This window comes from Psychrobacter sp. I-STPA6b (assembly GCF_020662265.1).
Classification (GTDB): domain Bacteria; phylum Pseudomonadota; class Gammaproteobacteria; order Pseudomonadales; family Moraxellaceae; genus Psychrobacter.
The window spans coordinates 24,213-38,256 of sequence record NZ_VEWM01000069.1; the positions used below are offsets into that span (position 1 = coordinate 24,213).

11 protein-coding genes are annotated in these 14,044 nt (G+C 37.9%); 8 read left to right on the forward strand and 3 right to left on the reverse strand.

Annotated features, from left to right (window positions below):
• Positions 1-146 precede the first annotated feature (146 nt).
• The gene (locus tag FHK88_RS07425) at positions 147-419 is read right to left on the reverse strand and encodes an HU family DNA-binding protein (RefSeq protein ID WP_227430113.1); all 273 of its coding nucleotides are present in this window, start codon (positions 417-419) and stop codon (positions 147-149) included.
• 421 nt (positions 420-840) lie between these two features.
• On the opposite strand from FHK88_RS07425, the gene FHK88_RS07430 reads away from it, so the two are divergent.
• The 8 genes from FHK88_RS07430 (at position 841) to fdx (ending at position 8,006) form a co-directional block, all read left to right on the forward strand.
• Complete coding sequence (locus tag FHK88_RS07430; protein WP_227430114.1) at positions 841-1,482, forward strand: hypothetical protein; 642 nt, start codon at positions 841-843, stop codon at positions 1,480-1,482.
• 271 nt (positions 1,483-1,753) lie between these two features.
• A complete protein-coding gene (locus FHK88_RS07435) occupies positions 1,754-2,281 on the forward strand; it encodes an Rrf2 family transcriptional regulator (RefSeq protein WP_227430115.1) in 528 nt (175 codons plus the stop codon).
• The gene (locus FHK88_RS07440; RefSeq protein ID WP_227430116.1) at positions 2,278-3,504 is read left to right on the forward strand and encodes an IscS subfamily cysteine desulfurase; all 1,227 of its coding nucleotides are present in this window, start codon (positions 2,278-2,280) and stop codon (positions 3,502-3,504) included. The genes FHK88_RS07435 and FHK88_RS07440 overlap by 4 nt, the downstream gene beginning before the upstream one ends.
• 363 nt (positions 3,505-3,867) lie before the next feature.
• Positions 3,868-4,272 carry a Fe-S cluster assembly scaffold IscU gene (gene iscU, locus FHK88_RS07445; protein ID WP_227430117.1) on the forward strand — a complete coding sequence of 135 codons (405 nt, stop codon included), beginning with the start codon at positions 3,868-3,870 and terminating at the stop codon, positions 4,270-4,272.
• A gap of 69 nt (positions 4,273-4,341) precedes the next feature.
• Positions 4,342-4,662: an iron-sulfur cluster assembly protein IscA gene (gene iscA, locus FHK88_RS07450; RefSeq protein ID WP_227430118.1), complete on the forward strand. Its 321-nt coding sequence runs from the start codon at positions 4,342-4,344 to the stop codon at positions 4,660-4,662.
• 134 nt (positions 4,663-4,796) lie between these two features.
• The gene (hscB, locus tag FHK88_RS07455) at positions 4,797-5,378 is read left to right on the forward strand and encodes a Fe-S protein assembly co-chaperone HscB (protein ID WP_227430119.1); all 582 of its coding nucleotides are present in this window, start codon (positions 4,797-4,799) and stop codon (positions 5,376-5,378) included.
• Between the two features lie 223 nt (positions 5,379-5,601).
• A complete protein-coding gene (gene hscA, locus FHK88_RS07460) occupies positions 5,602-7,512 on the forward strand; it encodes a Fe-S protein assembly chaperone HscA (protein ID WP_227430120.1) in 1,911 nt (636 codons plus the stop codon).
• Between the two features lie 155 nt (positions 7,513-7,667).
• Entirely contained in the window at positions 7,668-8,006 is a 339-nt protein-coding gene (gene fdx / locus FHK88_RS07465; RefSeq protein WP_227430121.1) for an ISC system 2Fe-2S type ferredoxin, read from the forward strand.
• Between the two features lie 194 nt (positions 8,007-8,200).
• Here fdx and FHK88_RS07470 read toward each other — a convergent pair whose 3' ends face one another.
• Both FHK88_RS07470 and mfd read right to left on the reverse strand, forming a co-directional pair.
• The gene (locus tag FHK88_RS07470) at positions 8,201-8,638 is read right to left on the reverse strand and encodes an HIT domain-containing protein (protein ID WP_227430122.1); all 438 of its coding nucleotides are present in this window, start codon (positions 8,636-8,638) and stop codon (positions 8,201-8,203) included.
• Between the two features lie 1,442 nt (positions 8,639-10,080).
• On the reverse strand, positions 10,081-13,773 hold the full coding sequence (gene mfd / locus FHK88_RS07475; RefSeq protein WP_227430123.1) for a transcription-repair coupling factor: 3,693 nt from the start codon (positions 13,771-13,773) through the stop codon (positions 10,081-10,083).
• Positions 13,774-14,044 lie beyond the last annotated feature (271 nt).

A 14,044-nucleotide genomic window follows, 5' to 3' on the forward strand; every position in this document is an offset into this window, starting at 1 on the left:
ACTAATAGATGTTCTTTTGGCTTAATGTTAGGTTTTGATAAGTTTTTGCTGTATCACAAGTTGCTTTATCAAAGCAACTATATATCAACCATCAATACAATACAATCCATCACATCTATCAATTATTCATATAGGTAGTCTATGGCTTAATTTAAACGATCTTTCAAGCCTTTACCTGCTTTGAACCCAGGTACTTTGCTAGCTGGAATAGGAAGCGGCTCACCTGTTTTAGGATTGCGACCTGTACGAGCTTTACGCTCTTTAACACTAAATGTGCCAAAGCCAACCAAAGAAACGGTATCACCGCTTTCTAGGGCTTCACCCACACTTTCCATCATGGCATTTAGAGCTTCAGCTGCTTGAGTTTTGTTCAAGCCACTTTTTTCAGCAATACTATCCACTAACTCTGATTTATTCATGAAAACTTTCCTTCAAATTAACAAATTGGGGAGGGTGACAAATTTTATCGCTTAATACCCAATTAAGCAAGATTTTAACTGGATTAGTCCTCATTTCACCAACTTTACAAGCTAGTAATCACCATTGTGAACCAAATCCTAAGTTATATGGCAAGTTATAACAAGGGTACTATATTTGTGCAAGCAAAATTACATAAAATTTCGTATCTTGACACTGTATTCATTATGAACGCACTATTTTTGAGATATATTATAAACTTTATTCTTGCATAATACATCTGATACTGATAAATAGTCATTTCATCATATTTCATCTGTCTGACTCACAATGTGTTATGATGCGCCATAATTCTATGATGATACATTGTCAGGTATCGTATTGAGACACTAACCACTTCTAATATTTTCAGTAGGTTTTTTCATGGATCAGCATTCAATATCCCAGTCTTTGTTAAATGTCATTTTAGTATGCGCTGAGTCTGCTTTGACTTTAGTATTACGCTTTGACCCAAAGCTACGTCAAGCTGCTTACCCACTCACCAAAAATACAACCGTTGTCAGTATCCGAACTTATTTGCCCCATACACAAATTTATGCCACTTTTACCAGTAAGGGTGTATTGCTAGATAGTGAGCTACCAGCTGAACGATTAGAGCCAGATGTGGTTATTAATGCTTACAGTACACAACTTATTAATGCCTTAGTCAGTAATAACACCAAACAAGTTGAAAAACTAGCGATGCGAGGTGCTAGTGAAACAGTGACTCAAGTACAAAACTTCTTTATGCAACTTGGTGTCGCTAGTTTATTGCAAGGGTTACTTAAAAACTTTAAGCACAACAAGACAAGTAATACTGAAAAACCTGAGGAAAACTCTTTAGAGAAAACTAAAGAGATGTATAAAACCCGCATACAGGAACAACAAAATCAAATTAATGCGTTGACTATTGCTAACAGACATCTAGAAATCAGTCATAAAGAGCTACAAAGCAAACAGAAAATGACCATAATAGCTCTGATCATTGCCATTATCATTGCTATCATCTCATTTATTGTTCGTTAAGTATTATCAATGCTATAGCGAAAAAGAAACAACAGATGATATATAAAAAATGCTTATGGTTAGTATTAAAAAAATGTTACCCAAGCAATCTTGACTATTTTACTCAGGATTAATTATAATACGCTTACCAGAAAGTCTTGTATGAACTGCTGTTACTGTCGTTATGGATATGGATCTCAGTTTTATCTGACTTTCTAAAATCCAAACTATAGTAACGGCTTAGCTAATTTCACTAAAGCCATTAAAGACTTCATATTAAGGGAGATAGGTAATGCGTTTAACAACTCGAGGAAGATATGCTGTCACGGCTCTATTGGACTTAGCATTGCAAGATAACGACCCAGAGTCTGCCGTATCTCTATCTGATATTGCAAAACGCCAATCGATATCCATCTCTTATCTAGAGCAGCTTTTTTCAAAATTAAGAAAAAACGGCTTGGTAACGAGTACACGAGGAGCGTCGGGAGGCTACCATTTAGCAAAGCCTTTAGAGCAGATAGATGTGATGACTATCATTTCTGCAGTTGATGAGTCAGTTAATGCCATGCAATGTGAAGGGCGTGGCGACTGTCAAGGCGGTGCAATGTGTCTAACACATGATTTGTGGTGTGCTTTATCAAATCATATTGAGCAGTACTTGCAAAATATCTCGCTAGCCCAATTATTACAGATGGAGCATGTCAAGGATATTTCTATTCGCCAAAAACTTTTACTTGAAAAAGCTTCTTTAGAAGAAGCCACAAACAAAGACATTTCTACTATTACTCTTATTTCTGCCAGCGAGGTTACCCCAGCATGAGCACCCAAGAACGACCCATTTATTTAGACTATGCCGCAACAACTCCTGTTGATAAGCAAGTTGCTCAAAAAATGATGCAGTATTTAACATTTGATGATACGTTTGGTAATCCAGCCTCACGCTCTCATGGTTATGGCTGGCAGGCTGAAGAAGCTGTTGAAAATGCTCGCCAACAAGTTGCTGATTTAGTCAATGCTGACCCACGTGAAATTGTTTTTACTTCTGGGGCTACAGAATCTGATAACTTAGCCATTAAAGGTGCTGCACACTTTTACCAAGGTCGTGGTAAACATATTATTACCAGTAAAATTGAACATAAAGCAGTGCTAGATACTTGTCGTCAGCTAGAGCAAGAAGGCTTTGAAATCACATATCTTGAGCCAGAAGTGGGTACAGGTGTTATCCGTCCAGAGCAGGTTAAAGAAGCCTTGCGTGAAGATACCATCTTGGTCTCTTTGATGATGGTTAATAATGAGCTCGGCACATTGACAGACGTTGGTGCTATTGGAGAGATTACTCGTGAAGCTGGTGTGGTCTTCCATGTAGACGCTGCTCAAGCTGCAGGTAAAGTTGAAATTGATTTGCAAACTCTAAAAGTAGACTTGATGAGCTTTTCTGGACACAAAATCTATGGTCCTAAAGGTATTGGTGCTCTATTTGTTCGTCGTAAACCACGTATCCGCCTAAAAGCTGAACAACATGGGGGCGGTCATGAGCGAGGCATGCGTTCAGGTACACTGCCCACACATCAAATCGTTGGTATGGGTGAAGCCTTTGCTTTGGCAAAAACACGACTACAGCAAGACCGTGAGCATTCACAAAAGCTCTATGACAAGCTATGGAACGGTGTTCAAGATATTGAAGAAATATACCTAAATGGTGATAAGACACATCATGTTCCTAACATCATTAATATCAGCTTTAACTTTGTTGAAGGTGAATCATTAATGATGTCATTAAAAGATTTGGCAGTTTCTTCCGGTTCAGCATGTACCTCAGCAACTTTAGAGCCATCTTATGTATTACGTGCAATCGGTCGCCCTGATGAGTTAGCTCATAGCTCGATTCGCTTTAGCTTTGGTCGTTATACCACTGAAGAAGACATTGACCGTGTACTTTCTGAGATTCACCAAGCTGTTGATAAACTGCGTGAGTTATCACCTCTTTGGGATATGTACAAAGAAGGTATCGACTTAAACTCTGTTGAATGGGCTGAGCATTAATAAACTGAACTTTGATAAATAGATTAACAAATAGACGAATGGCTAACTTGTTATTTTTAAAATGATAATGACCAGTTGTTATCAATCAACAAGTAAATAAGATAACTTTTTAGCATACATTGCATATAATTTATTTATCATACTGATTTATAATATAGTTGACTTAGTGCTGAGTTGTATCAATAATGCCACAACTCAGCCTATAGACTCATTAAGTTAAATACCAAATTCTAAGATGGCTACAATAGCTATCTATGTTGTAAGTCTACTTCAATATTAACAGACATATTTATTAATTGATATTGACCCCAAGTTTAATGAATATTGATGAGGTTTTCTCATCAACAAACCCAGGAGATAATCATGGCCTATAGTAATCAAGTAATTGACCATTATGAAAACCCACGTAATGTTGGTAATTTTGACAAAAATGCAAGCAATGTGGGTACAGGTATGGTTGGTGCTCCCGCTTGTGGCGATGTTATGCGCTTACAGATTCAAGTTGGAGATGATGGCGTTATCCAAGATGCTCGCTTTAAAACTTATGGATGTGGCTCAGCTATTGCCTCTAGCTCATTGGTCACTGAATGGCTAAAAGGTAAAACTTTAGAGCAAGCACAAGAGATTAAAAATAAAGAAATCGCTGATGAGCTGGCTCTACCACCTGTAAAAGTACACTGCTCAGTATTAGCAGAAGATGCTATCAAAGCAGCGGTGAATGATTATCGCAGCAAGCATGCTAATAAAGAAACAAATACTGAAGCTTAATCTATTTAGATAAGCCATGGTTCATTTGTAACTGTGCTTATTTTCTATTTTTTATTTTAAGGGTTTATCATGATTGAACTGACTGAACGAGCAGCAAAACATGTCTCCGACTTTTTAGATAACCGTGGTCACGGAGAAGGTATTCGTGTCGGTATTCGTACGGCAGGTTGTTCTGGTCTGGCTTATGTTCTAGAGTTTGTCGATGATCCTGAGCCTACTGATGAGGTTTTTGAAAGCTTTGGGGTCAAAGTCTTTGTTGACCCCAAAAGCATGGTCTACCTCAATGGTTTACAAATGGACTATGTCACTGAAGGTCTAAATGAAGGCTTTAAGTTTACCAATCCAAACCAAAAGGGTGAATGTGGCTGTGGTGAGTCATTTACGGTTTAATGATTATTGACTAATGATTTTTCATCATTATGTTTCTGCTCGATATTATAATGGCATGAATATTGACTGATACCACTATTCATTTTTAAGTACCATTTTCAAGTAATATAAGCTAAGTAATTAAGTGGGTTCTTATGTCTCATAATACAGATACCAATGCTCCAATGCCTCAGTTTGATAACTTTTTTGCTTTATTTGAACAGCCTGTACAGTTTCAAATATCGCAAGAGCAGTTAGAAAAACGCTTACGCACCTTGCAGCAACAATATCACCCAGACAATCTACAAGATAAAAACTCTCACCAGTCTGTTAGTGAGAGTGAGCGCCTTTCAGCACTGATTAATCATGCGTATCAAACGCTCTACCATCCAGATACTCGTGCCAGCTATTTACTTGAAATGGTTGGGCAAGATGCGGATTTAAATCATTCTATCTCTGACTTAGACTTTTTAGATGATGCCATGGAGCTTCGTATTGAAATAGATGAAGCCAATGACCCACATCAATTACAGTCACTACAAACAACTGTCGGACAGCGTATTGAGACGTTTTCTCAGCAGTTTGAGCAAGCTTATAACCAAAACTCATGGTCAGATGCTATTGATGCAACACAAAAGCTAAAATTCTTAGTTAAGTTGCAAAAAGATATTCATCATCAAATTGATGAGTTGCATCAAACAGAAGATGCAGATGACGATGATGATTTATATTTGTAGCAATAATCATTTAACAACCTTGATGAATAGGTTTTTAACTATTCATTTATGATTAAGTTAGGTATTACAATATTTAAAATTTATTGTTATCTCTACAAAAGTTATCATCATGAAATATCGTTGCCACCATAAAGTATATTTTTAATATCAAAGCCGTTCGCAGTCGTTCGGTTTTATTTTTTTAATTTCCAACCTCCTTCTAATTAATTGTTCTGAGAGTTCTATGTCCTTATTACAAATCGCCGAACCACAACAAAGTACCAAGCCTCATGCACATCGTTATGCTCTCGGAATAGATTTAGGGACTACTCGCTCTATCGTGGCAGTTGTCCGCTCAGGCAAGGCTTCAGTTATTGATGCACCAGAAACTGAAGACACTCTACTACCATCAGTCGTGTACTATGGTGCTACTAGCAATACAACACCTGACTCCCCTGTTGTTGGACAACAAGCGCTACAACATCTACGAGATGACCCAAGTAATACCATCGTGTCTGCCAAACGTTTTATGGGACGTAGCAGTGATGATATTAAGTTTTCTCATCCATACCAACTTTCAGGACAGCAAGGTGAGATGCCCGCTTTTGTAACAGCACAAGGACATATCTCTCCTGTTCAAGTATCAGCAGATATCTTAAAAACTTTGGCTCAACGAGCATCTCAAGCATTACCAGAAGATAGTATTGAGGGTGTCGTCATCACAGTACCCGCCTACTTCGATGAAGCTCAGCGCCAAGCAACCAAAGATGCTGCTAAAGTCGCTGGATTAAAAGTTTTAAGACTTTTGAATGAGCCAACAGCAGCAGCCGTCGCTTATGGTCTAGATGCCTCAAAGCAAAAAGATGATGATAAAAGTCATTTATATCTTATTTATGACTTAGGTGGTGGTACATTCGATGTCTCTATTTTAAAAATGACGGCAGGTGTATTTGAAGTGGTTGCCACAGGTGGAAACAGCGCCTTAGGTGGTGATGATATTGACCGTCTTATCGCAAACTGGTTATTACAACAAGCTGGCGCAGACCCAAAAAAAATTCGTAATGAAGATAAATCTTACTTAGCACAGCAAGCCAAAGCCTATAAACAGCAACTGTCTGATACAGATGACATTACCGTAAATGTTGAAATTACTCAAGACAATCAAACATTACATTGGCAAGGGAAGCTGACCTCTACCCTACTACAAGAAATCATACAGCCTGTCACTCGTAGAACCATTCGTGTCTGTGAGCAAGTATTACGTGATGCCAAATTAACTAAGGCAGACTTAGATGAGGTCATCTTAGTTGGTGGCTCAACACGTATGCCCATCATTCAACATATTGTGGCTGATTTTTTTGACAAGCAACCACTGTGCCACCTAAACCCTGATGAAGTGGTTGCACTTGGTGCAGCGCAAACAGCACAGCAGCTCATTAGTAATCATAACAATGACCATGTATTACTACTTGATGTGACACCCCTATCATTAGGGCTAGAAACTATGGGAGGCTTGGTAGAGGTTCTTATTCCTCGTAATACACCTATTCCTGTTACCAAACGCCAAGTTTTTACAACCTATCAAGATGGACAAACCGGAATGGTTATCCATGTAGTACAAGGCGAGCGTGAGACTGTCGAAAACTGTCGTTCTCTAGGACGCTTTGAGCTATACGGCATACCACCAATGAAGGCTGGGCTGGCTCGCATCGAAGTCACCTTTAGTATTGATGCTAACGGTCAGCTCACTGTCAGTGCAGAAGAAACCACCACCAATACAAAAAGTCAAATTGCCATTACGCCTTCTTATGGACTCAGTGATGAGCAAAAAGAACAACTATTAATGGCTGGGTTTGAATATGCAGAAGCTGATAAGCAAGCGCGCAGTCTTATTGAAACAAAAGTTGAAGCTGAACGTGAAATCTTAGCATTGCAGTCTGCAATGCAAGAGTTTGCAACACTACTTAATGAACAAGACCAAAATGCCTTAAAGCAGGCCATAGACTCATTACAGCAAGCCATTAGCAGTGATGACTTAGCAAATATAGAGCAAGCTCAAGCATCTTTAAAACCGCTTAGTGATGAGTTCGCTGCTCGTATCATGGATCAAAGTATCCAACAAACCATGTCAGGAACTAAGGCGACCGACTGGTAATACTAATAATGAATGTCTATTATTAGTCACGCAAAAATGACATAGCAATATCCAACCCTTTAGCCCTGTAGCAATATGGGTATATATGACTCACCTAAACGTATTTAGGTAGTCTACTTTAAACATCATTCACTTTTAGCGACTGGATTTATACCATGCCAAAAATTACTGTTCTGCCCCATCATGACATTTGCCCAGAAGGTGCCGAAGTTGAACTAAATTCTGGAGATAATTTGTGCAAAGCTCTGCTTAATAAGGGTATTAAAATTGAACACGCTTGTGAGATGTCAAAAGCTTGTACCACTTGTCACGTTGTGATTCGTAAAGGCTTTAATAGTTTAGAAGAGATGGATGATATCGAAGCAGATTTGCTAGATCGTGCATGGGGGCTAGAGCCAGACTCTAGATTATCCTGTCAAGTGATTGTTGAAGATGAAGATTTAACAGTTGAAATTCCTAAATATACCCTAAATCATGCTAAAGAAAATCACTAATTAATGCTGGCATCACTGGCTTGAACATAGATATTCAGCAGGTATGATAGAAAAAAGGCACTATCTTTGTTCAAGATAGTGCCTTTTTAATAAATCGGCTTTAAATGAGTATCGCTTATCACTACACTTGTATTCATGCATCAAATATTAAACCACCTTATCTCTGCATCTGTGTTAAAGCCTCCTCCATAACACTACTGCATCTGCCAATCAAAAGGCATCTCTTTATGTCCTCGTAATGCCATCATTAATGTTTGTTGCATCGCAGATAACACCTCTTTAGTATAAGGTACAGCAGGTGAAACACCCCAAATAGGATTTGGCCATGCTAAGTCGTTTTGATAACGGACAATATGGTGAAAATGAAGCTGTGGCACTTGATTGCCAAGAGCAGCCACATTCATTTTATCTGCTTGAAATACTTTTGCCATTTGACTAGACAACCAGCTAGACTCACGTAAAAACTGTGCCTGATCGGTTGCAGATAGCTCATAGATTTCTTTAATACCAGATACCCGAGGGACTAATATTAACCACGGAAACTGGCAGTCATTAATCAATCGACAAGTAGATAGGGGGAAATCTCCCACTAAAAAGCTATCTTGTGCAAGTGTCGGATGTAATTGAAACATAATATCTTCTCTAATAATTATATAGATTACTCATGCTGAGACATATTAAGGGTGTCATTTTAGAATGATGAATAGAGTCTACTAAAAACTTACCCTGTTAAGCCAATATTTACAGGATATAATTATGTTTTATGTTTATATAAAAAGTACATTGATATTCAGCAGACTCTAATACCCTCAAGTCCATAGGACTATTTTATCAGGTATGTCCCTTATATCATAGCATTTCTGTGACAGACTTAAATAAAGATAATTTTCCTAAAAAAAGACAGCCTTTGTAGGCTGTCTTTTAAATTACACTGCCCACAAATATTTTGTGGCTCAGCGTAATGATTATTATTGTTTTTTATAGTGTCTGACTGACATTTTATTGTTATACACTGACATAAATTTATTATTAGTTATAAACAAAGTTTTCAATCAGTCCTTATTATTATTATCCCTCAAAATTTAAGTTTATTGGCAACGCTTATAAGAGACGTAACTCAACATTTATTCATGGTACTCATATCATATTCATCCTATCCTAATATTAAAAATAGATATAAATATTTCTCTAAATAAAACAGGATTTCTTTCAATCAACATACTGTATATCTCAAAAAATATATACATCTAATTTAATATTTATTAACTTATACTGTTACTATGACACTAATTTTTATCGATGAATAGTTTAAATATTATTCAATACTTTATTAAATTATTTATTTTTTAAATCAATACTACCATAGTGGATTTAAACACATTCGTCAGTATAATACCATTTATATGGTCATATATACATGCTTTTAGTATGACATAACATAACATATTTAAACAAAATACGTGCATTAACCAAGTATTATTGTATTAACTATATTATTAGTCTGTACTTAATAGATAAGATATAGGCAATCAAACTAAATAAAGTGAATATAATTATTAGATAAAGACAATACTGCTTAATTCCAAACATTATTTCACTTTTAAATCATATCTATTAAAGTATATTTACTAATCTAATATTAATGATTCTTATTAAATTCTAACGAATATTTCTTATAAAGTATATAGAAAAGGTGATAAAAACAACTTTTATGGTGTTTATAAAAATTTAAAACAAAATCTAAGCTCATACCTGTTCAAAGATAGAAAAATAAATAAGAAAACATCATAAAAGTCAGACAGACGGTATATTTAAGAGGAAAACTGGATTTCAAGAAAGTTCAAATGCTGTTTGTATAAAGTTATCAGCCATTATTTAAGACAATTAAAGCGGATATAGTCAATCTAATATGGTTTCGCCACAAGGCAAGGGCAAGCAAGTGAAGTTGTCACTGTTAGTATAGAAAATAAGGTTAAGACTAAAAATAGCACCTAGGTCAAGATGCTAAAAATAGATAATGATAAAAAAGATAAGTTATAACAATACTGTAACAGTATAAATTAACTGGGGTTGACTATGACTCAGTTGCTTCTTCTATGACATGTTTGGCAAAATGAGACAACAATTGACTAATCATATCAATGCGCTGTTGTGGCGTTTCTAGCTTATCAGGGTCACTATAACGAATCCCTGAAGCCCCATTCATACGATAACGCTTACCATCTGACTGAATCAACTTGATGATGGCTAACGCATCCACAGGGGTATCAGGCGCAAATTCTAGCGTTAAGCTGTTTGCATTGGCATCTATTTTATAAATGGCCAGTGGTTCAGCCATAAGACGTAGTTTATGAATGGCAAATAACTGCTTGGTTTGCTCAGGTAATGTACCAAAACGATCTATCATTTCCGTACGTATGTCTATCAAAGCTGACTCATCTTCAGCATTACTGATGCGTTTATAAAATAGTAGACGTTGATGCACATCATGCAAATACTCTTCCGGTATGAGCGCTGAGCAATGCAGATTAATCTCACTGGTCAGTGATAATGGCGTATTTAAGTTTGGCTCTTTACCTGCTTTGATGGCTTTGGTTGCACGCTCAAGCATATCCATATACAGACTAAAGCCAATTGCCTGCATATTACCACTTTGCTGTTTACCTAAAATCTCCCCTGCTCCACGAATTTCTAAGTCTTCGCTTGCCAGCATAAACCCTGCACCTAAAGTATTGGCTCGTTCAATGGCAGTGAGACGTTTTTTAGCATCACCTTTTAGCCCTTTAATAGAGGGGACTAAAAGATAACAGTAGGCTTGATGGTGACTGCGTCCAACCCGACCACGCAACTGGTGCAACTGTGCCAAGCCAAATTTATCAGCACGCTCAATGATGATGGTATTGGCATTAGGGACATCAATACCAGTTTCAATAATCGTGGTACAAACCAAAACATTAAACTTTTTATGATAAAACTGACTCATTACTTGCTCTAGCTGGCGCTCATTCATTTGTCCATGTGCAACACCAACACGAGCTTCTGGCACTAACTCACGGATATTTTCTGCCATGCGCTCAATACTAGCAACATCATTATGTAATATATAAACCTGCCCACCTCGTAACAGTTCTCGCAGTATTGCCTCTTTCATCAGTACGTCAGTTTTTTGCATAACGAAGGTTTTAATCGCCAAGCGACGAGCTGGTGGTGTGGCAATGATGGACATATCACGCATACCAGACAGTGCCATATTTAAGGTACGAGGAATCGGGGTCGCTGTCATTGACAGACTATCAACATCACTTTGTATCGCCTTAATACGCTCTTTATGACGCACACCAAAGCGATGCTCTTCATCAATAATCATTAAGCCCAAATTGGCAAATTTGACATCTTTTTGTAATAGCTTATGCGTACCGATAACGATATCCACTTTACCATTCGCTAAATCTTCTAAGACTTTATCTTGATATTTTTTACCACCAAAACGAGATAAAGTTTCAATACGAATCGGCCAATCCGCAAACCTATCTAAAAAGCTATCGCCATGTTGACCTGCCAGTAACGTTGTGGGAACAAGTACCGCTACTTGATAACCACTATTAACGGCAATAAACGCCGCCCTCATGGCAACTTCAGTTTTACCAAAGCCCACATCACCACAAATTAAGCGATCCATGGGCTTATTTTGCTTCATATCATGAATCACAGCATCAATGGCATATGCCTGATCAACGGTCTCTTCAAATGCAAACTGACTGGCAAATAACTCATACTGAGGCATATCAATCTTAAAGTGGATACCCTCTTTTGCTGCTCGCCGTGCCTGAATATTTAATAGCTCAGCAGCGACATCATGGATTTGTTGTAGCGCTTTTTGCTTGGCTTTATCCCATTTCCCACTACCAATTTTATGTAATGGAGCTAAAGCAGGGTCACCACCACTATAACGGCTGATTTGTTGCAAATTTGCCACTGGTACATAAATGCTGGCATCTTCAGCATATTTCAGGTGAATAAATTCCTGCTCACCATCGCCTGCATCTAATGTCATCAAGCCATGATAACGACCAATACCATGCTCAATATGGACGACAGGACTACCTTCAACCAGCTCTGTCACACTTTTTACCAAAAACTCTTCAGAGACATCACTATGTCGCCGTCTACGTGTCTGTAACACCTGCCGACCAAATAGCTGTGTCTCACTAATAATGACAAATTGCTCTTGTAGCACAATACCACGCTCAATTGGTGCAACAGCTAAGCCAACCCGTAATGACGTTTGTGATGTTCGCTTTGACTGTGATGCTTGTGCCTGTGAAGTACCTAAATTATCCTGTAAAAACTCAGAAAGACTGTCATAAGAAGTAACGGCTATTTTACCTTTAAACAACTCCAGCAAAATTTCTCGTCGCCCTGCCGTTTCTGCCACTACCAAAACAGGCAGACGTTTTTCAGCACAGTCTGTGACAAACTGTAATAAATCTGCCAATGGCTCAGACTTTTGGTGAGTCACAGGCAGACTTGGTGGCACAACTACAGGTAAAGTAACCTCTCCAGAGTTACGTTTCTCACCATCATCAAAAAGTTGTATATCTGACTGCTCACTCAAAATGACTCTAGGATAACGGTTTAAATGCTGATTTAAATCATTATTGGGAAGATACAGTAATGATGGTGCAACTATTGGCTTGTCAATATCATGACGACGCTCTTCATAGCGACGCTGAATTTGCGACCAATAATCAACCTGTGACTCATACACTCTCTCATCAATCACAAATAGCGCATCTTTGGGAAAATAAGCAAAAAGATTACCTTCTTGCAACCAGTTATCTTGCTCAAAGAATAGAGGCTGATAATACTCTAAACCACTACTAGCAATCCCTGACATCACATCTTGATGCAGCTCGAACTTACGACTACTAGCATTTGGGAACATCGCTGCAAAATTAGTACGGAAGGTCTCCCTGCCCTCATCTAAAGGGAACTCTTTGGCTGGCAAAATCTGAAACTGGGTAATACGCTGAGAAATATCAGGCAATTTATGCAATAGTGATAAAGATTCATTGGCAATACTACTATCTTTGCCTGATAATAAATCTTCTAAATCTTGCTGTGTTAATGTCCGCTGTGTTTGCGGATTGAAAAAACGAATGGTATCAATTTCATCATCAAACAAATCCAAGCGCAATGGGAAGGGTTGACCCATCGCAAAAATATCAATCACACTACCACGTACCGCAAACTCACCTGGCTCAAACACATTATCCACTGCCCGATAGCCTGCCTTGGTCAAGCGCTCACGTTGAAAATTAATATCAAACTTATCACCAACGCTTAAATCAAAATGCTGACCAATTAACCAGCTTGGTGGCGCAACACGTTGCATCAATGTCTGCACAGAAATCAGCAAAATACCAGATGTTGGCATCTGAGTTAATAGATTAATACGCTCACTAACAATATCCTGATGTGGTGACAACTCATCATAAGTTAAGATTTCCCAATCTGGAAACACATAAGCGTCAACACCACAAAATGCCAACTCAGTTTCAATCTGATTGAGCTGATTTTGATTATATGCCACAACAACTTTTAGACGTTCTGCCACATTCGCCACAGGACAATCTGTCAAACTTGCCAGCCATAAACTACCTGACGCCCCATAAGTTGGCGCTAGTCTACGCTTTAAAGAATGTTTAATAGGAAAGAGTTGTTGGTTGACTGCCTTAAAGGCTGTCGTAATTGGTGTGCTAGTCATGATAAGCTAATGTTTTATCAAAAATATGCCCCTATTATACGAACTTTTAGCCTAATCACCAAAGACTCAAGGCGTTACTATTTGTATAGCCTGTTCTATAGGGTCTATTGAACATTTATCAGTCTAACGGGGTGAAAGCTCAACAGAACCTAGTCAATTTAATATCACCACAAGACAACTGAGTAAAGGTAGTACAGTAGTACATTGAGTGAGACTAACACCGTGGTGTATTGATATTAAGCAGACTATACAAACCAGATTCTGCCAGTAG